Consider the following 19,939-nt stretch of genomic DNA (forward strand, 5'->3'; position numbering starts at 1 on the left):
AGAAAGAGAGCGGATTGTCTCCAATCCGCTCCCTGTTTGCTTCTGTTACTCTTTGTCCTCGTCGTCCTGCGGAACGTTGGGCTCCACCTTTTTTGCCAAAATCTCTTCGGTGTTTTTCTTGGCCCGCTCCTCTATCCGGCGTTCCCGCTCCTCGCGCTCTTCCATCTCCTGTTCGTGCGCCTCATCCGGGAAATTCGGATCCTCCATCAGGCGGCGGAACACATCGCCGTCGATCTTTTCATAGCGGTAGAGGTATTTCGCCACCTTATGCAGCTCGGCCATGTGCTCGGTGAGAATATCCTTGCACTGCTCGTAGGCGTTGTCGATGATCTCGCGCACCTCCGAATCGATCTCGGCTGCGACGTTTTCGGAATAGTTGCGCGCTTGGCCAAAGTCGCGCCCCAGGAACACCTCGTTGTCGTCGGTGCCATAGACGATGGGGCCGAGCTTCTCAGAGAAGCCGTACCGGGTGACCATGTCGCGCGCCATCTTGGTAGCCCGCTGGATGTCGTTGGAAGCGCCGGTGGAGATATCGTCGAGCACCAGCTTTTCGGCCACGCGGCCGCCCAGCAGGGTGACGATGTTCTCCTGCATCCACTTCTTGGAACGGTAGCTCTCATCCTCGACAGGCAGCGACATCGTGTACCCGCCCGCCATACCGCGAGGAATGATCGACACCTGATGCACCGGGTCCTGCCCGGGCAGGCTGTAATGCGCGATGGCGTGGCCTGCCTCGTGGTAAGCGGTGAGCTTTTTGTCCTTCTCGCTCACCTTGCGGGACTTCTTCTCGGGGCCGGCGATCACCTTGATGGTGGCCTCCTCGATCTCCTGCATGGTGATGGCCTTTTTGCCGCGGCGCGCCGCGAGCAGCGCAGCCTCGTTGGCCAGGTTCTCCAGGTCTGCGCCGGTAAAGCCGACCGTGGTCTGGGCGATCGTCCTGAGATTGACATCCGGACCGAGGGGTTTTCCGCGGGTGTGCACCTTCAAAATCGCCTCGCGGCCCTCCACATCGGGATAGCCGACATAAATCTGACGGTCGAAGCGGCCGGGGCGCAGGAGCGCCTTATCCAGAATATCTGCGCGGTTGGTCGCCGCGATCACAATGACGCCCGAGTTCGCGCCGAAGCCGTCCATCTCCACCAGCAGCTGGTTGAGGGTCTGCTCGCGCTCGTCGTGCCCGCCGCCCAGGCCCGCGCCTCTCTGGCGGCCCACGGCGTCGATCTCATCGATGAACACAATGGCGGGGGCGTTTTTCTTCGCCTGCTCAAACAGGTCGCGCACACGCGACGCACCCACGCCCACAAACATCTCCACAAAATCCGAACCGGAAATCGAGAAGAACGGGACGCCCGCCTCGCCCGCAACCGCGCGGGCCAGCAGGGTCTTACCGGTTCCCGGAGGGCCCACCAGCAGCACGCCCTTGGGAATGCGCGCCCCCAGTTCGTTGAAGCGGCGCGGGTCCTTGAGGAACTCGACGACCTCCTTGAGCTCCTCCTTCTCCTCGTCCGCGCCCGCGACATCGGCGAAGGTGGTCTTGCGGCCGTCGTCGCTCTTCACCTTCATCTTGGCAAAGCTCATCGCCTTGCCCGCGCCGCCGCCCGCCTGGCGCATCATCAGGAACCAAAACAGCACCATTACGCCGATCAAAATCAAAGTGGGCATCCACTGCACCAGCGGGGATACATCCTTGGCGCGGATATAGTCGAAGGTGATCGGCGAATCGGGATGCGCCTCGTTGTATTCGGCCACCATATCCTCGGTATCGTCGACAAAGTAAGCCACGCTCGGCACGCGGTAGATGATCTGCTTGCCGGGGGCCTCCTTCTTCTCGTCGCCGGAGGGAACCGCCTGCTGCCCCGCCGGGCCAAACAAGCCGCTGAGCAATCCGCCGCTCTGCTGTGCATTTGCACCCTGCTGCTGCAAATTGGCCAGCTGTTCCTCATATTTTTGCTGCTCCTCCGGCGTGGGGCGCAGGTTGATAATCAGCTCGCCCGTACCGAAGTTGATGGAATAATCCTTGACCTCACCATTTTGGAAATAGGCCAAAATCTCTTGATATCGCGGCGTTTCCTCCGCCGTATCGCCCAGGGTAAACACCGAGAAGATGCCCAGCACCAGCGCGATCAGGATTAAGAGATAAATGCCGAGGCCCCTGGATTTCTTTCTGTTCACTGCCAAACGGTTCACTCCTTGCTGCCAGGTGAAATTTTGTTATAAAGAATGCCGTGCCCGTTATTTTGCGTATACCTCGGGCTTTAGGACGCCCACGAAGGGCAGGTTGCGGTATTTCTCCGCGAAGTCCAATCCGTAGCCGACCACAAATTCGTCAGGCACGTTAAAGCAAGCGTAATCGGCCTGCAAATCCACCTTTCTGCGCTCGGGCTTATCCAGAAGTGTGGCGATCTTGAGGCTGTGCGGCTTGCGCTGTAGCAAAACTTCCTTGAGGTATTGCAGCGTCATGCCGCTGTCCAGGATATCTTCGACGATCAACACGTCGTAACCCGCCAGGTTGATGTCCAGGTCTTTGACTATTTTAACCACACCCGATGTTTTTACACCGCTCCCATAGCTGGAGACCGACATAAAGTCCACCCGGGCCTGAATGTCGATTGCGCGCATCAGATCGGCCATGAAGATGACCGAGCCCTTGAGCACGCTGACCATCAGGAGGTTTTTCCCCTTGTAGTCCTCGGTGATCTGCCGGCCGAGCTCCTGAACCTTTGCCGCGATCTCTTCTTCGGTGATGAGTACCTTCAGGATATCATTTTTCATTGTAGTTCCCCTCCGCAATCTGCACTGTCAATGCCGTCTTGGTCGATGCATCCGCCGCAACGCGCTCGTCGCAGCCGAACCCCGCAACCCAGACAACGCCCACACCGTCCGCGAGCACCGGAATGCGCTGCCTCTCATCGGCGGGAACCCCCGCCTCCTGGAACAGCTTTTTCAGCGTCTTGCCGACGCCTCTGCCGCAAAGCCGGATCTTGTCGCCCTCGCGGCGCTGCCGCAAAACCAAATCACCGTATATCTTATCATAATCCAGCGCGTTTTTTAAGAGCTTTCTGTCAGTTTTTTCGATTTGTTCAGAATATTTACAATTTATTCTCGTCAGAACCGCAGTTCGTCCGCCGCTGAGGGCAAACTCTCCCGGGCCGACCCGCAGCTCCCACCCGGGTTCCCGCGGCATCTTCTCATACAGGCGCAGTACGCCTTCCCGCAGTTCTGCGTACCGCCCGGCGCTCAGCTCCAGCACAAAGTGTTCCGACCTGAGATGTTCTAAGAGCAGCGTCGCCTGCACATCGGATGCGGACCATCCGCGCCCGGCCAGAATCACCGACAGCGCGCGGTAGCGCAAGGCGGGGTGCAGCGCTGCGAGCCCCTTCGCATCCCAGCTGCCGTCCATGCGGCGGCAACTCTGCACTGCTGCTGCGGCGGCCTGCCCGAGGTAATCCTCATCCGCGGCGAGGCGCGCCGCCATCCTGGGGTAAACCGAATCCAGTCCCGGATGCACCTCGCGCAGCGGCGGCAACACCGTATGCCGGATGCGGTTGCGGGCGTAGCTGTCGCTCAGGTTGCTGCTGTCGGTCACATAATCGAGCCCGTTCTCAGCACAGTACGCCTCGATCTCCCGCCGCGTACAGGCGATCAGCGGGCGGACGATCTTCCCGCGCACCGGCGGGATGCCGCGCAGCCCGCGCAGCCCGGTGCCGCGCGCGAGGTGGAACAGGGTGGTCTCGATGCTGTCGTCCATCGTGTGGGCTGTAGCGACCTGCGCGCCGCGCTTACGGGCCTTTTCCTCCAAAAAGCGGTAGCGCGCATCGCGCGCCGCTTCCTCGAGGCATCGCCCGCTCGCCTTCGCGCCAGCCGCGAGATTTTGCAGGTGAGTGACCGCCAGCTCGACCCCCAGCCGCTCGCAAAGCGCGCGGACAAACCGTTCGTCGCGGTCGCTTTCCTCTCCGCGCAGGCCGTGGTTGACGTGGGCGGCAACCACAGTGCAGCCGAGCTGCTCCCGGCTTCTCTGCAAAAAATGAAGCAGCGCGACCGAGTCCGCGCCGCCGGAAACCCCCACCAGCACGCAAGCGCCTGGTGGAATCATGCCATATTGACGGATGGCCGCCAACGCCTTATCCTTCATCTCGATACAGCTCCAAATTGCCGAACAGCGTGTACTGGCCGTCCCAGTGCAGCTTCACCGTGTCGGTCTCGCCGTGGCGGTTCTTGGCCACGATGCACTCCGCCACGTTCTGATCCTCGGTATCCTTATTGTAGTAGGCGTCGCGGTACAGAAACAGCACCAAATCGGCATCCTGCTCGATCGAACCGGATTCGCGCAGGTCGGACAGCACCGGTCGCCGCGCGTCGAGGCCGCGCATCTCCGGGCCACGCGAAAGCTGCGACAGGGTGATGACCGGCACGTCCAAATCCTTGGCCAAAATTTTGAGGCTGCGGGTGATCTCCGAAACCTCCTGCACGCGATTTTCGATGCGGCGGCCGGAGCTCATCAGCTGTAGATAGTCGATCACCACCAGGCCGAGATCCTTCATGCGGCGCAGCCTCGCCTTCATCTCGGCGATGGTGATGCCGGTGGAATCGTCGATATAGAGCGGCGCCTTTGAGAGGATTTCAGCGGCCTCGGCCAGCCTTGTCCAGTCGTCGCCGCTGAGGTTGCCGGTGCGCAGCAGGTGCGACTGCACCCGCGCCTCGGAGGACAGGATGCGCTGCACCAACTGCTCTTTGCTCATCTCCAGCGAAAACACCGCCACCGTTTTTCCCTTTTTGGCGACGTTGGCGGCAATGTTGAGCGCAAACGAGGTCTTGCCCATGGCAGGGCGGGCCGCCAGCAGGATCAAATCCGACCGGTTGAGACCGGTGATGAGGTTGTCGAGCTGGGTAAATCCGCTCGGCAGGCCCAGGTGCTGGCTGCGATCCTCGCCCGAGAGCTGCTGAAGGTGGTCGTAGGTGGAAATAATAATCTCGCTGATGCGCTGGAGCCCGCGCGTCTCCCGCCCCTTGCGGATTTCAAAGATGCGCTGTTCAGCGGTGTCGAGCAGCGTCTTGGCGTCGTAGGAAACATCGCGCGCGTTTTCCATGATGTCGCGCGCGGTGTCGATGAGGCAGCGCACATAATATTTTTCCTGCACAATCTGGGCGTAGGCCTCGACGTTGGCGGTGGTGGGCACAATCTGCACCAGCTGGGTGAGATAGACCTTCGCCTCCTGCTCGGAGGGGAACACCTCTTCGCTTTTGACCTGCTCCAGCACTGTGACGACGTCGATCGGCTGCCCCGAGGTGAACATCCGCAGCAGGATGCCGAACAGCTCGACATGCTGCTTGCGGTAAAAGCACTCCGGCTTGACGAATTCGAGCACGCGCGTCAGGCAGGAGGGGTCCACCAGCACAGCGCCGAGCACCGACTGCTCCGCCTCCAGGCTGTACGGCATCTGCGCGTCAAAAATCTGATCCAGTTCCGCCAAGGACTCCCCTCCCCTTTTCCGTTATGTAAAACTGCGCCTGTGCGCCCCGCTTAGAACGCGGCTTCCGCGACGGTCACATAGAATTTGGCCTGCACCTGCACATGCAGCTTGACGGTGGCGTTGAAGGTGCCAAAGCTCTTGATGTCCTCGTCCAGGCTGATCTTCTTCTTGTCGAGCTCGATGCCGAGCTGCTTCTGCACCCCTTCGGCGATCTCCTTGGAGGTAATCGCGCCGAACAGCTTGCCCGCAGCGCCCGCCTTGGCGGTCAGCTTGATGGTCTTACCCTCCAGCTTCGCAGCGGTATCCTTGGCGTTTTGCAGCTCTACCTCGGCGCGGTGCTTCGCAGCCGCCTCGCGGTTTTTCATCTCGTTCATCGCCTGCGCGTTGGCCTCCACCGCGAGCTTCTTGGGGAACAGAAAATTGCGGGCATACCCGTCGGATACGTTGACCAGGTCGCCCTTCTTGCCAGAGCCCTTGACATCCGCCTGTAAAATCACTTTCATTGTTAATCCATCTCCTTACTAAATTGCCGCTTGGAATGCCTGCGGAGGCAGCAGCTTTTGCTGCTTGCTCCGGTTCTCCTCGCGGTATTCGTCGATTGCAGCCAACAGCCGCCCCCGCGCTTCCTCCAACGGAACCCCGGCGAGCTGCGCGCCCGCCATCGTCTGGTGGCCGCCGCCGCCGAGCTTTTCCATAATCAGCTGTACGTTCATCCCGCCCATCGAACGGGCCGAGAAGGAGGTCCCCCCCTGATATTCGTACAGCACAAACGACGCATCCACGCCGTTGATGTTGAGCAGTTCGTCCGCCGCCTGCGGAGCCACCAGCTTGATATCCGCGCCGCCCTCCGCTGCGCTGGCCACAGCGCAGCCCTTATAAATCTCTGCGGACGCCACCAAGTGCACCTTGTGCTGGTAGCTCTCGATCGAACTGGCGAACAGGCGCTTGACCTCCACGGTATCCGCACCCAGCTTGCGCAGGTAGGCGGCCGCTTCAAAGGTGCGCACGCCGGTGCGCAGCACAAAGTTGCGCGTATCCAGCATGATGCCCGCCAGCAGCGCCTCAGCTTCCAAGCGGCCGATGGTGCGGTCGCCGCCGAAGTATTGCAGCAGCTCGGTCACCATCTCGGACGCCGACGAGGCGTAGGGCTCGTGATAGAAGATGACCGCCCTGTCGATGTGACCGACCATCTTGCGGTGGTGGTCGATCACCACCACGTTTTTGCACGCCTGATAGACCGCTTCGGACTCCAGGATATGCTGAATATGGGTATCCACCACAATGAGCAGCGTCTTTTTGGAGACCAGCTCCACCGCCGCCTGTGGATCGACAAACGCATCCTGATAGCCGTTTCCGGCCAACCGCTCATACAGCGGCTGCGCAAGGTTCTGCTCGCGGTTGAGCACCACTGAAACCGGCTTGCCCAGCATCCGGATGCCCTTGAGCAGGCCGACCGCCGCGCCCAGGCAATCGAGGTCGGCAAATTTGTGGCCCATCAGTAACACGTTATCGCTGCCCTCGATCAGCTCGATCAGGGCTGAAGCCACAATGCGGGTCTTGACCTTGGTGCGCTTTTCCACGCCCTTGGAGACGCCGCCGAAAAATTCATATCCGTTCTGGGTGCGCACCGCAACCTGGTCGCCGCCGCGCCCAAGCGCCATCTCCAGCGCCTGGCGGGCCATCTGCTCGCTGTCCCGCAGGTTTTCCGCCCCGCGGCCGATGCCGATGGACAGGGTGGCCGCCATCTTGCTCTCGCCAACCACGATCTCGCGCACCCGGTCGAGGATGTCGAATCGGTTATCCAGCATGGTGCGCAGGTGCTGTTCCTCCACCACCATGAGATATTTATCCCGCTCGAGCCGCTTAAACAGGCCGTTGCAGGCCGCGACATACTGGATGAGCAGATACTCGATGCGGCCGGTCAGCTGGGCCCGTTCGTCCTCTTTGGCCGCCTCCAGCAGCTCCTCGCAGTTGTCAATCATGATGACGCCCACCGAGGGGCGGGTATCCTCGAACCGGCGCGCGGTCTTTTTCAGGCGCGTCTCATCGATGAAATAAAACACCACCAGCGGGTCTCCCGTCTGTGCGGAATCCACCGCATAGACGGTGTACAGGCGGTCGTGGAACTCCACCTCATAACCCTCGCTGCCCGCGAGGTTCTCCATATCGATATTGGGGATGATCTCATCCACACGGCAGCCATACATGTCGTCCTGCTGTAAGGCTTGCTCCTGGAACAGGTCGTTATACCAGATGATCTCCCCCTTTTTGCTCGCCACCAGTACCGGAATCGGAAAGGAGGTCAGCGCCTCCTGCTGGGCCGAGGTGAGGGTGCGGCCCATCTCCTGCAAAAAGCATTTGATGTCCTTTTGAATGTGGCGCAGGCGCAGGATTACATAAGCGATCACCGCGATGGTCAAGCCCGCTTCCACATAGAACAGAACGCGATCCTGGGTATGAAACCAGCCTGTGAGCAGCGTCAGCACCACGCACAGGGCGATCAATACATAGAATATCGGCTTAAACAGCCATACCTTGCTCTTCATAAAGGCTCCTCCTGCCCGGCCGAGGCCGGGTTCTGCAATGCAACTGTCGCTCCGCTGTCGCCCGGCCGAAACGCCGGGTATTCATTTCAATATTATAGCATCAACATCCTGTTTTCTCAACCGGATTTCTCTTTTTCTTTTTTCCTTTTTGTCTCATCAGGTACAAAAAGGGCCGCCCGCAGACAGGCAGCCCCTTTTTCATTTAAATTTCCTGAATGATCGGGAGGATCATGGGGGTACGCTTGGTCATCTGCCACAGGTAATCGCCCACATCGTCCTTGATCCTATTTTTGATGTTGCCCCACTCGTGCACATTGCTGGCCATGCAGTTCTCCACCGCCTTCTTGGCGATGCGGCGGGTCTGCGCCATCATATCCTCGGCCTCGCGCACGTAGACGAACCCGCGCGACACAATATCCGGCCCGGCCACGATCTGCCCGCTTTGGGAGTCGATGGCGGTGACTACGATGATCAGACCGTCCTCAGCCAGGTGTTTGCGGTCCCGCAGCACGATGCTTCCCACGTCGCCCACGCCGAGGCCGTCCACCATCACGCGGCCCGCCGGTACGCTGCCGGTGACCTTCATCTCAACGCCATCCAGCTCAACCACCTTGCCGATCTCGGTGATCAGGATATTTTTTGGGTCCATGCCCATCGCAACCGCGTTGTCGGCGTTTTTGCGCAGGTGCAGGTATTCGCCGTGCACCGGGATGAAGAACTTCGGCTTGGTGAGCCCCAGGATGATCTTGAGCTCCTCTTGGCAGGCGTGTCCCGAGACGTGCACCTCGTACATCTTCTCGTAGATCACCTCGGCGCCCAGCTTCATCAGCTCGTTGATCACGCGGTTGACCAGCTTCTCATTGCCGGGAATCGGGGATGCGGAGATGATGATGAAATCGTGCGGGGTGACGGTCACCTTGCGGTGGTCGCTCATCGCCATGCGGGTGAGCGCGGACATCGGCTCGCCCTGGCTGCCGGTGGTGATAATGACCAGCTGGTCGGGGCGGTAGCGGTTGATCTCGTCGATCTCGATGAGGATGCCGTCGGGCACCTTGAGGTAGCCCAACTCGGTCGCCTTGGCCACCACATTGAGCATACTGCGCCCGGAAAGCGCCACCTTGCGCTTGTACTTCACCGCATAGTCCACGATCTGCTGCACGCGGTGGATGTTGGAGGAGAAACTTGCGATGATGATGCGGCGGTCCTGCGCGCGCTGGAACAGGTTGGAGAAGCTCTCCCCCACCTTGCGCTCGCTCATGGTCATGCCGGGCTTCACCGCGTTGGTCGAATCCATCAGCAGCGCCAGCACGCCGCGGTTGCCCAGCTCGCCAAAGCGCGCCAGGTCGGTGATCTCGCCCTCGATCGGGGTGGGGTCGATCTTGAAGTCGCCCGTCATGATGATAACGCCGGCGGGGGTGTGGATCGCCAGGGCCAGCGCGTCTGGAATCGAGTGGTTGACGTGGATGAACTCCACGGCCATACAGCCCATCTTGATGGTGTCGCGCGGCTGCACCACATTCAGCTTGACGCGGCCGAGCAGCCCGTGCTCCTTGAGCTTGCCCTCGACCAGCCCCAGCGTGAGGCGCGAGGAATAGACCGGGGTGTCGACGCTCTTGAGCAGAAACGCCAGCCCGCCGATGTGATCCTCGTGGCCGTGGGTGAGCACGACTCCGCGCAGCTTTTCGCGGTTCTTCTCCACATAGCTGAAGTCGGGGATGACCAGATCCACGCCGGGCATCTCCTCATCAGGGAAGGACAGACCGCAATCGACGATGAACATATCGCTGCCGCACTCGATCACGGTCATATTTTTGCCGATCTCATGCAGGCCGCCCAGCGGGATGATGCGCACCGGTGTCTTGCGCTGAGGCGCTGCGGGCTTGCGGCCGCGCTTAGCGGGCGCTTTCGCGGGCGTCGGGACGACCGGTGCGATGGTCTCGGCCGGCTGCATGGTGGTGACGGCGGGCGCGGGCGCCTTTTTTGCAGCGGTGCGCTGCCGCCTGGGTTTTGCCGGGGCCGCGGCGGGTTCCGCCTTGGCCGGCGGTTTCTCCGCCGCGGATGGCGCCTGCGGCTTTTTCGCGGCGCTCTGCCCCGGCTTGCGCCGCCCACGCTGGGCCGGCTTCGCCTTGGGGGCGATGTGCTCGATGAGATCTGCCGGGTCGATCGCCAGCGACGGCTTTTTCGTCTGGCCATGCGCTTTGGGCGCGATCTTCTCGGTGAAATCCATTTCTTGTTCCATTTGGTCTTTTGACACGATGGTATACCTCCATATTTAGAACCTTCGCGCACAACAAAATTAACCCATTTGCTCTTTTTTCTGCTTAAATGGGAAAAATCGGCTTTCATTTTCTATGCAAAATGGTCTTTACAGGGTACAAAAAGAAGGCCCTCGCCAACACGCTGTCAGCCACGGACTTCACCCGTCCACGCCATTTTACTCCTGCCGCCGCATCTTCAGCTCAACTCGATTCAAACGGGGAGCGCAAAAGGTTATTATTCGGTTTTGTCCGTTCAAAACAGCCCATCTGGGCTTAAAATCCAATATCCATCCTTCCCTTTCTCGGGAAGAATTCTCATTCAAAATGGGGCGTTTCATCCAAGATGGCACACAGAAGCCCTTCCGCCGTGCCGCAAACGGCCGGAATTTCCGCCATACCTCTGCCCGAAGGCGCACGCCCACCGCAGCACAGCAGCCCTGCCAGCTACTGCCCGTCTGCGGCGGCCCGATTTTGATATTGTAAGTCCGAACACTACCTTATGTTAAATATTATACTCTTTGTTTAATCCTGTCAAGTAAATTTAACGATCGGCCGAATCCGCCAGCAGCGGTTTGATCTGCTTTTCATACTGCGCGCACAATTCCATGGCGATTTCGCTGCTGTGCGCCTCCGCCAGCACCCGCAGCCCGCCGCCCCGTTTGAGCGGCCGGATGAGCACCACGCCGTTGGGGTCGCGCAGCACCACCCCTTCGCCGATGCCGTCCCCTTCGCGCTGTTCGCTCTGCGCGAGCGCGCGCAGCACATCTGCCGGGTTGCGCCCGGTCTTGATGAGCACCGACGCAACGTCGTACTCTGGCAGCAGGTGGAATAGCTGCTCCGGCGCGAGCTGTTCCTCCTTCATCCAGGCGAGCAGCCGCACCGCGAGCATCAGCGCATCGCGGCTCCAAAGCTGGCGGCAGGCCAGCTCCCGCGCCGCATCGTCGGTGTGGTCGGCCGGGCAGGATAGGTAGCGCTCGACGCACCCCCCTTCCCGCGCCGCGAGCTCATCGAGCGCGCGCGGGGACTCATATGGCAGCGCCACCGCCCTGCCCCGCTGAAACTCCCGCAGACAGCAGAGCGCCAGCACCTTGCCGTGTGACAGATATCCCAGCCCGGAACAGGAAACCCCGATCGATCCGCCGTCGGCCGACACTTGCAGGGTCAGGGAATTGTCCTCCTCCGCGCCGAGCCGTTCCAGTGTGCCGCGCAGAATCGTTTGCAGCTCCCGGTTGGGGCTTTTCACCGCGACGCCCAGGCCGGACAGGCCGAACGGCGCGTATTTGAGCAGCTCATTTTCATAGAGCAGCTTCATCCCGGTGAGGTTGCTGCTGTCGCCGAACCCCTCCCGCGAACTCCGCCTGTACTCCCCGCGCTGCAATGCGCCCTCGACCGACCGCTCCTGTGCGCGGGTGGCGGGCAGACCGCCGAAGGTAAACAGGCGCGCGCCCGCCTCCTCTCCGCCGCCGAGGTACACCCCCAGGCCGACGCCGCAAAACGATAGGTCGAACCGGAACAGCGATTCAAAGCAGGGGCCGAAATCCAGCACATCGCAGCCGGTGGAAAGGACGCCCGCAATCAGCGCCTGGCGCATCACCTGAGTCGCCGGGTCGCCCGCGCCGCCCACACCGATGCGCCGCTCGCCGCAGGAGCCGAGCGCCAGGCCCAGCCGCAGCGCCAGCTCCGGGGTGAACTCCAATCCCCCTGCGCCGCCTAAGCCGTCGTCCTCAAAGCAGGGGCCGCGCCCGGCGCCGTGCTGCAGGTTGTCCCGCAGGGTGACGCCCGCCTCGACCGCCTTGCCAGCCCATACCCGCACACCCGGCCGGATGGTGCTGCCCTCTCCCGCAGTCGCATCCGCGCCCAGCACAGCGTTTTCAAAAAGCATCGCCTTCCGGCGCACCGTCGCGCCTGCGCAGACCACCGCGCCGGTCAGGGAACTGCCGCGCTCCACCAGGCTGCCGGGCAGCAGCACGGAAGCGGTGACACGGGCGTCCGGTCCCACCGAGCAGCCCCGGTCGATCACCGAGCCCGCCTCCACCAGCGCGCCGTCGCCCAATTCCACCCCCGCGCCGACGTACACCGGCGCGGACAGGCGATAGCTGCCGCGCGGCCGCGGCCCGGCGAAAATGTTGCCCATTTGGTCGCGCTCGCCTTCGATGCGGCAGCGCACCTTTCCTTCGAGCATATCCCGCTGACAGCGTCGGTAGCTCTCGATGTCCCCGATATCGCACCAGTAGCCCCGATCCTCGTACGCCGCAATCTTCCACCGCTTTTCCAGCAGCCTGGGGAACAGGTCCTTTGCGAAGTCGTAAAACCGGTGGCAGGGGATCTGTTCCAGCGCACGCGGGCTGAGGATATAGACGCCGGTATTCGCCAGATTGCTGACCGCCTGAGAAAAGCAGGGCTTTTCCACAAAACCGCGCACCATACCCTCCGGATCGGTGTCCACCAGGCCGTACTCCCGCGGGTCCTCCACCGCCTTGACCACGATGGTCGCCGCCGCGTTCGCCTCCTTATGGCGGCGCAGGGCGGCCGTGAGATCAAAATCGCACATCGCGTCCCCGCTGATCACCAGGCAGGCCTCGCCCTGGAACCCATTGGGCACCGCATTCTTCACGCTTCCCGCCGTCCCCAGCGGCTGCTCCTCGCGCACAAAGCGCAGCCGGACGCCGCGGTACTCCCCGCTCTCGAAGTGCTCCTCGATGCGCTGCGCGAGATATTGGACCGTCACCGCTGCTTCGGTGATGCTGTGTTCCGCCAGCAGGTCCAAAATATACTCGATATTGGGTCTGCCGCACAGCCGCGCCATCGGCTTGGGCAGGTCGCAGGTGAGCGGACGCAACCGGCTGCCCGCTCCTCCCGCCATAATCACCGCTTGAATCATGTTTTTTCCTCCATCCGGGTGGTATCCCCCAACTGTTACCATTAGTATGGCTCGGTTTTTGCCAACCTAACCGCATCTCGGAAAAAAGCAGAAAAAGCGATTCTCCATCCCTTTTGAGGAGTAAAAAGAGAGATTTTTGCAAGAATAATAGCGTCCCGCTGCAACCAATGATTGCATTTGCCGCCAGAAAATACTATAATATATGGTAGCTTTTTCGTATACAATCCAACATCACAGGAGGACGCCATGCCGCAGCAACGCAAACATGTGGAGATTTTTACCGACGGGGCCTGCTCGGGCAACCCAGGGCCGGGTGGGTACGGCGCAATCCTGCGCTACAACGGCATGGAAAAGGAGCTTTCGGGCGGCGAGCACGAGACCACCAACAACCGCATGGAGCTGCTGGGGGCGATCACCGCGCTGCGCGCGCTGAAGGAGCCCTGCCGCGTCACCCTTTACACCGATTCGCAGTATGTGGCCAACGGCATCAACAAGGGTTGGGCCGAAAAGTGGAAGCAAAACGGATGGATGCGCAACAGAAAGGAGCCCGCCCTCAACCCCGACCTGTGGGACGCGCTGCTCGGCGAGCTCCAGCGCCACGAGGTGGAGATCGTGTGGGTGCGCGGACACGCCGGGCACCCGGAAAACGAGCGCTGCGACCGGCTGGCCGTGGCGGAATGCGAAAAACACAGATAGTTTACAAATAGCCTATTGATTTTCCTACTAAAATAGTATATATTATGGTTATAAAAGCCATTCACACACAGAAGTGAAACATTCGCCGCCGGGGAAAACGGGCCGCCGTAGCTGGGGGCCGGACGTACGGCGGCCGGGGGAGGTACAATTTTATGGCTGAAACAAGATTTGTCTACGCCGACAACGCGGCGACTACAAAAATATCCGACGCGGTTTTCGACGCGATGGTTCCATGGCTCAAAGAGGGCTATGGCAACCCTTCGAGCATCTACCGCAAGGGCGACGAGGCCGCGCGAGCCGTTTTAAAGGCGCGCGAACAGGTCGCGGCGGCGCTCGGCGCTGAGCCCCGCGAGATCTACTTCACATCGGGCGGCTCCGAGGCGGACAACTGGGCGATCAAAGGGGTTGCCCACACGTTCGCCAAGAAGGGAAAAAAGCATATCATCACCTCGGTGTTTGAACATCATGCAGTGCTTCACACCTGCGATGCCCTGCGCAAGGAAGGTTTTGAGATCACCTATCTGCCGGTGGACGACATGGGATTAGTGAGCGTGGAGGATGTCAAAAACGCTATCCGTGAGGACACCGCCCTGGTGTCGGTCATGTACGCCAACAACGAGATCGGCACCGTACAGCCGATCTCAGAGATCGGCGCCCTATGCCACGAGCGCAAGGTGCTGTTCCATACCGATGCGGTGCAGGCGGTCGGCAATCTGCCGATCGACGTCAAGGCGCAGCAGATCGATCTGCTCTCCCTTTCCGCGCATAAAATTCACGGACCCAAGGGTGTGGGCGCGCTTTACTGCCGCCGCGGCATCCTGCTGCCCAACCTGATCGACGGCGGCGGCCAGGAGGGCGGCCACCGCGCGGGCACCGAAAACGTCGCTGGCATTGTGGGGCTGGGCGTGGCCATCACCAAGGCAATGGAGACCTTGCCCGAGCGCGCTGCGCGGCTGCGTGCGTTGCGCGACCGGCTGATCGACGGGCTGCTGCCGATTGAGCGCTGCCGCCTCAACGGCGACCGGGAAAAACGCCTGCCCGGCAACGTCAATATCTCGTTCGAAGGGGTGGAGGGCGAAAGCCTGCTGCTCACCCTCGACGCGCACGGCATCTGCGCTTCTTCCGGTTCCGCCTGCACCTCCGGTTCGCTCGATCCCAGCCATGTGCTGCTGGCCATCGGGCTGCCGGCCGAAGTCGCTCACGGCTCGCTGCGCCTGTCGCTCAGCGACGACACCTCCGAGGAGGACGTGGATTACATGCTTTCGGTGATCCCGGGCGTGATTGAAAAGCTGCGCGCCATGTCCCCGCTGTGGGAGCGCATCATCTCCGAGAAATAAACAGATTCAGCATAGAAATCATATACACCGGCGGCTGCCGGACGGACAAGGAGGATTCTTTCTTATGGCAATGTTATACAGCGACAAGGTGATGGATCACTTCACCAATCCCCGCAATGTGGGCGAGCTCGCCGACGCAAACGGCATCGGCGAGGTGGGCAACGCGAAGTGCGGCGACATTATGAAGATGTACATCAAAGTGGACAAGGGTGTCATCACCGACGTGAAGTTTAAGACCTTCGGCTGCGGTGCGGCCATCGCAACCAGCTCGATGGCCACTGAGATGATCAAGGGCAAGACGATCGAGGATGCGCTGAAGCTCACCAACAAGGCGGTTGTGGAGGCGCTGGAGGGCCTGCCTCCGGTCAAGATCCACTGTTCTGTACTGGCTGAGCAGGCGGTGCGCGCCGCTGTGGCCGACTACTACAAGCGCCTGGGCATCGATCCCGGCCCGATCGTCGGCGAGATCGGCGACTGCCACGCTTGCAGCCATGATGAATAATTCCAAGGTATTGGTCGCGCTGAGCGGAGGAGTGGACTCCTCCGCTTGCGTCGTTTTATTGCAGCGGGCGGGCTACGAGGTGGAGGCCGCGGTGCTCGACCTGTTTCCGGGCGCCCAGGCCACTGTGGAGGCTGCTCAGGAGACCGCTGAACGCCTCGGCGTCCGGCTGCACGTGGTACGCGAGCACGATGCGTTCCACCGGAATGTCGTCCTCCCCTTCTGCGAGGAGTACCGCGCGGGGCGCACTCCCAATCCGTGTATCCTCTGTAACCCCACCACAAAATTTCACTTTCTGATGAAAACCGCCGATGAACTGGGCATCGGGCAGGTGGCCACCGGGCACTATGCCCGCATCGAGCGCGCCCAAATCGGCGGCGCGGATGCCTGGCTATTGCAGCGCGCGGGCTTTTTGCCCCGTGACCAAAGCTACATGCTCTACCGCCTCGGGCAGAGCACCCTGTCCCGCCTGATACTCCCGCTGCACAGCCTCGCCAAGGACGAGGTGCGCCGTATCGCCGCTGAAGCCGGACTCCCGGCGGCGGACAAGCCCGACAGCCAGGAAATCTGCTTTATCCCCGAGGGCAACTATGCCTCCTACATCGAAAAACTCCTGGGGCCCCTGCCCGGCGGCGACCTGATCGCGCCGGACGGCAGCGTCTGTGGTCGCCACAAGGGGATTCTGCACTATACGGTGGGGCAGCGCAAGGGGCTCGGTGTGGCGCTGGGCCGGCCGGTGTTTGTCTCGCACATCGATGCGGCACAAAACCGCGTCTATCTCGCCGAAGCTGGGCAGGAGTACGCCGGGGCGGTGGAGCTGATCAACTGCGTGACGCACCCCGCGCTGGCTCTGGCCGGGCGCAGCGAAACGGGCTCCTGTCGCGTCGAGGTGAAAATCCGCTCGATGGCAAGGCCGGTTCCCGCCTATTTGACGCTGCTGGAATCTGACCGGGCGCGATTGGAATTCGATGAACCTCAGCGCGCGCCTGCGCCCGGGCAAAGCGCGGTGTGCTACTGCGGCGATACCGTGGCCGGCGGCGGTTTGATCGACCATTCCTTTGCCGGCACTGACGATGAATAAAGCAAAAACCAGGGGGCGCTCCGACGGGAGCGCCCCCTGGTTTTTTACTATTTTGGTCACGCGAGCATCATGCGGTCGTTGGCGAACTCTCCGCCGCTGGCCTGCTCGAACTTTTCCAGCAAGTCCTTAACGTGCAGGTTGCTCTTCTCCTCCCCCGACACGTCGTAAATGATGTTCCCCTCGTGCATCATGATCAACCGGTTGCCCATGCGGATTGCATCCTTCATGTTGTGGGTAATCATCAGGGTGGTGAGCTGGTCGCGGGATACGATCTCGTCGGTGAGCTCCAGCACCTTGCGCGCAGTTTTGGGGTCGAGCGCCGCGGTATGCTCGTCGAGCAACAGCAGCTTCGGCTTTTGCAGGGTCGCCATCAGCAGGGTGAGCGCCTGCCGCTGGCCGCCAGAGAGCAGGCCGACCTTGGAGCTGAGGCGGTTTTCCAGCCCCAGATCGAGCGACTTGAGGCGTTCCACATACTCCTCGCGCTCCTCCTTGGAGATTCCCCACCGCAGGGTGCGCTTTTTGCCGCGCCGGAACGCCATCGCCAAGTTCTCCTCGATGCCCATGTCAGCGGCCGTGCCCATCATCGGGTCTTGAAACACCCTACCGAGCAGCTTGGCGCGCTGATATTCGGGCTGGCGGGTGATGTCCGCCCCGTCGATCGTCACAGCGCCCTCGTCGCAGGGAAACACCCCGGCGATCAGGTTGAGCAGGGTGGATTTACCCGCGCCGTTGCCGCCGATGACCGTGACAAAATCGCCCGGGTTCAGGTGCAGGCTCACATCGGTGAGGGCGCGCTTTTCATTGATGGTTCCGCCATTAAAGGTTTTAGAGACATGGTTCAAATACAGCATCGCTTTTACCCTCCCTCACTGTGCAGCCCGTGAAGCGGGCTGTTTCTTTTTCCCATTGGGGAACAACCATTTCCGGATGACCGGCAACGCGAGCGCCAGGGCCACCAGGATGGCTGTGATCATCTTCTGGTCGGTCGCTTTCATACCGAGCTGCAACACAATCGCGATGACCACGCGGTAGAGCACCGAGCCGATCACCACCGACGCCAGGCAATAGGCGAAGTTGAACCGCTTGCCGAACACCACCTCGCCGATGATCACCGAGGCAAGGCCGATGACGATCGCACCGGTTCCCATATCCACCAACGCATAGCCCTGCTGTTGGGCCACCAGCGCGCCGGACAGCGCCACCAAACCGTTGGAGAGCATCAGGCCGAGCACCTTCATGGAATTGGTGTTACCCCCCAGGGCGCGCACCATATATTCGTTGTTGCCCGTCGCGCGGATGCAGCAGCCGATCTCGGTGCCAAAAAACCAATAGAGTGCGGCGATGATGACAGCACTGAGCGCAAGCCCCAGCAGAATGGTGATGGTATCGTAACTGAGGCCGGGAAAGACCTTTTGAAGCTGGCTGAATATCGTGGTGCTGCCCAACAGCGGAATGTTCGGCTTATCCCCCATGATGCGGATGTTGATGGAATACAGCGCGATTTGGGTCAGGATTCCCGCCAGGATCGCGGGAATTTTAAACTTGGTATGCAACAGGCCGGTGATAATACCGGTCAGCATGCCCGCCGCCAGCGACACCAACAGCGTGAGAAACGGATCCACCTTGAGCGAAATCAGGATCGCGCTGACCGCGCCGCCGGTGGCGAAGCTGCCGTCCACCGTCAGGTCGGCGAAATCGAGCACCTTAAAGGTGATGTAGACGCCCAGCGCCATAATGCCCCACAGGATTCCCTGTGCGACCGCGCCCCACATGGCACCGCCAATAGCTGATAACATTTGCATATCAGAAAGCACTCCTCGTTTTTGTTTTTGATACAGCTTGCAGCGACAGAAGGAAACTCCCTCTGTCGCTGCTTGTTTTGCTCTATGTCGGTTCCAAAGCGCGCCTCAAACGCGTCCGGCGCCGTCCTGTCGTTGTTATTCCGCTTCCGGCGTCTCGACCATCCGCGCCTTGGCGGCGAGATCCTCCGGAATGGTGAGGCCCAACGCATCGGCTGTGGTCGTGTTGATAACCAGCTCGGTCTCTTGCAGATATTCGATCGGCATGTCGCCGGGATTTGCGCCCTCGGCCAAGATTTTAACCGCCATGGCGGCCGTCTGTTTGCCCAGGTTGTAGTAGCTCAACCCGTAGGTGGCCAAGGCGCCGTTCTCCACCATGCCGGGCTCCGCCGCGATGATGGGGATTTTGAGCTGGTTGGCGACCATGCTGACAGTCACCATCGCGTTGGCAATCATGTTGTCGGTCGGGGTGTAGATAGCGTCCACCTTGCCCGCCATCGACTGCATCACCTGCTGAATCTCATTGGCATTGGTCACGGTGAAGTCGACGCTCTCGATCCCCTTGGTCTCCAACTCCGCTTTGGCCAAACCCACCTGGAACTCGGAGTTTGCCTCGCTCGAGCAGTACAGCATTCCCACCTTCTTGGCGCCCGGCACCAGCTGGGTGAGCAGCTCCATCTGCTCTTTGATCGGGTTGAGGTCGGAGGTACCGCTGACATTGCCGCCGGGCGCCTCGTTGGAGGCGACCAGCTGCGCGTCAGCCGGATCGGTGACCGCTGTGACCAGGATCGGGATATCCTTGGTTTTATTGGCGACCGCCTGCGCCGCCGGGGTGGCGATGGCCAGAATCAGGTCGTTCTTGTCGTTGATCAGCTTATCCGCGATGGTGACACAGTTGGACTGCTCGCCCTGCGCGTTCTGATAAGTGATCTTGATATTTTTGCCGTCCTCATAGCCGGCCTCCTTCAGGCCGTCCACAAAGCCCTCATAGGCCGCGTCGAGCGCGGTGTGGGGCAGCAGCTGGATCACGCCGATGTTGTACACCTTGTCGGTGCTCGGTGTGGAAGCGCCTTCCTCAGAGGGCTGGGCATCGCTCGAAACGGGCGCTGCCGGTGCGCTCGACGAGGGGCTGGAACCGCAGGAAACCATGCCCACCGCCATGGCGGCTGTCAACAGAATCGCAAGTATCTTTTTCATCGTTACATTCATCCTCTCACGGGCGGGAGCTTTCGCGCCACACCACTTTAACGCTTTAAACTATCCATGTTGGTAAGTATACACCTTCCGCGCATCCCCGTCAAGCCCTATTTCGCCAAACATCTTTTCCACAAAATCTGAAAAAATGTGGATTCTGCGGGGGCACATTGTGGA

At 60.9% G+C, this 19,939-nt stretch carries 15 protein-coding genes; 4 read left to right on the top strand and 11 right to left on the bottom strand.

Annotated elements, in window-relative coordinates; genetic code table 11:
• Positions 1-45: 45 nt before the first annotated feature.
• The 8 genes from ftsH to H8711_RS02745 form a co-directional block, all read right to left on the bottom strand.
• Complete coding sequence (ftsH, locus tag H8711_RS02710; RefSeq protein WP_343252269.1) at positions 46-2,172, bottom strand: ATP-dependent zinc metalloprotease FtsH; 2,127 nt, start codon at positions 2,170-2,172, stop codon at positions 46-48.
• A 60-nt stretch (positions 2,173-2,232) separates the two neighbouring features.
• Positions 2,233-2,772, bottom strand: a complete 540-nt coding sequence (gene hpt / locus H8711_RS02715; RefSeq protein WP_249282003.1) for a hypoxanthine phosphoribosyltransferase — start codon at positions 2,770-2,772, stop codon at positions 2,233-2,235.
• Positions 2,762-4,132 carry a tRNA lysidine(34) synthetase TilS gene (gene tilS, locus H8711_RS02720; protein WP_249282004.1) on the bottom strand — a complete coding sequence of 457 codons (1,371 nt, stop codon included), beginning with the start codon at positions 4,130-4,132 and terminating at the stop codon, positions 2,762-2,764. The genes hpt and tilS overlap by 11 nt, the downstream gene beginning before the upstream one ends.
• Entirely contained in the window at positions 4,122-5,471 is a 1,350-nt protein-coding gene (gene dnaB / locus H8711_RS02725) for a replicative DNA helicase (RefSeq protein ID WP_425516126.1), read from the bottom strand. The genes tilS and dnaB overlap by 11 nt, the downstream gene beginning before the upstream one ends.
• Positions 5,472-5,521: 50 nt before the next feature.
• Entirely contained in the window at positions 5,522-5,974 is a 453-nt protein-coding gene (gene rplI, locus H8711_RS02730) for a 50S ribosomal protein L9 (RefSeq protein WP_249282005.1), read from the bottom strand.
• 18 nt (positions 5,975-5,992) lie between these two features.
• Positions 5,993-8,017, bottom strand: a complete 2,025-nt coding sequence (locus H8711_RS02735; protein ID WP_249282006.1) for a DHH family phosphoesterase — start codon at positions 8,015-8,017, stop codon at positions 5,993-5,995.
• Between the two features lie 202 nt (positions 8,018-8,219).
• Positions 8,220-10,271, bottom strand: a complete 2,052-nt coding sequence (locus H8711_RS02740; RefSeq protein ID WP_425516125.1) for a ribonuclease J — start codon at positions 10,269-10,271, stop codon at positions 8,220-8,222.
• A 545-nt stretch (positions 10,272-10,816) separates the two neighbouring features.
• On the bottom strand, positions 10,817-13,156 hold the full coding sequence (locus H8711_RS02745) for a sugar phosphate nucleotidyltransferase (protein WP_249282007.1): 2,340 nt from the start codon (positions 13,154-13,156) through the stop codon (positions 10,817-10,819).
• Between the two features lie 246 nt (positions 13,157-13,402).
• On the opposite strand from H8711_RS02745, the gene rnhA reads away from it, so the two are divergent.
• The 4 genes from rnhA to mnmA all read left to right on the top strand — a co-directional run bounded on the left by rnhA (position 13,403) and on the right by mnmA (position 16,769).
• Positions 13,403-13,852 carry a ribonuclease HI gene (rnhA, locus tag H8711_RS02750; protein WP_249282008.1) on the top strand — a complete coding sequence of 150 codons (450 nt, stop codon included), beginning with the start codon at positions 13,403-13,405 and terminating at the stop codon, positions 13,850-13,852.
• A gap of 152 nt (positions 13,853-14,004) precedes the next feature.
• Positions 14,005-15,189 (top strand): cysteine desulfurase NifS, encoded by a 1,185-nt coding sequence (nifS, locus tag H8711_RS02755; protein ID WP_249282009.1) that lies wholly within the window; start codon positions 14,005-14,007, stop codon positions 15,187-15,189.
• A gap of 70 nt (positions 15,190-15,259) precedes the next feature.
• Positions 15,260-15,691 (top strand): Fe-S cluster assembly scaffold protein NifU, encoded by a 432-nt coding sequence (nifU, locus tag H8711_RS02760; RefSeq protein ID WP_249282104.1) that lies wholly within the window; start codon positions 15,260-15,262, stop codon positions 15,689-15,691.
• Entirely contained in the window at positions 15,681-16,769 is a 1,089-nt protein-coding gene (gene mnmA / locus H8711_RS02765; RefSeq protein WP_249282010.1) for a tRNA 2-thiouridine(34) synthase MnmA, read from the top strand. The genes nifU and mnmA overlap by 11 nt, the downstream gene beginning before the upstream one ends.
• A 56-nt stretch (positions 16,770-16,825) precedes the next feature.
• On the opposite strand, the gene H8711_RS02770 is transcribed toward mnmA, so the two are convergent.
• From H8711_RS02770 to H8711_RS02780, 3 genes are all read right to left on the bottom strand, one after another.
• On the bottom strand, positions 16,826-17,620 hold the full coding sequence (locus H8711_RS02770) for an ABC transporter ATP-binding protein (RefSeq protein ID WP_249282011.1): 795 nt from the start codon (positions 17,618-17,620) through the stop codon (positions 16,826-16,828).
• Between the two features lie 15 nt (positions 17,621-17,635).
• Positions 17,636-18,571 carry an ABC transporter permease gene (locus H8711_RS02775; protein ID WP_249282012.1) on the bottom strand — a complete coding sequence of 312 codons (936 nt, stop codon included), beginning with the start codon at positions 18,569-18,571 and terminating at the stop codon, positions 17,636-17,638.
• Between the two features lie 135 nt (positions 18,572-18,706).
• The gene (locus H8711_RS02780) at positions 18,707-19,765 is read right to left on the bottom strand and encodes an ABC transporter substrate-binding protein (protein WP_249282013.1); all 1,059 of its coding nucleotides are present in this window, start codon (positions 19,763-19,765) and stop codon (positions 18,707-18,709) included.
• Between the last annotated feature and the right edge of the window lie 174 nt (positions 19,766-19,939).

This window comes from Ligaoa zhengdingensis, assembly GCF_014384885.1.
GTDB lineage: Bacteria > Bacillota > Clostridia > Oscillospirales > Ruminococcaceae > Ligaoa > Ligaoa zhengdingensis.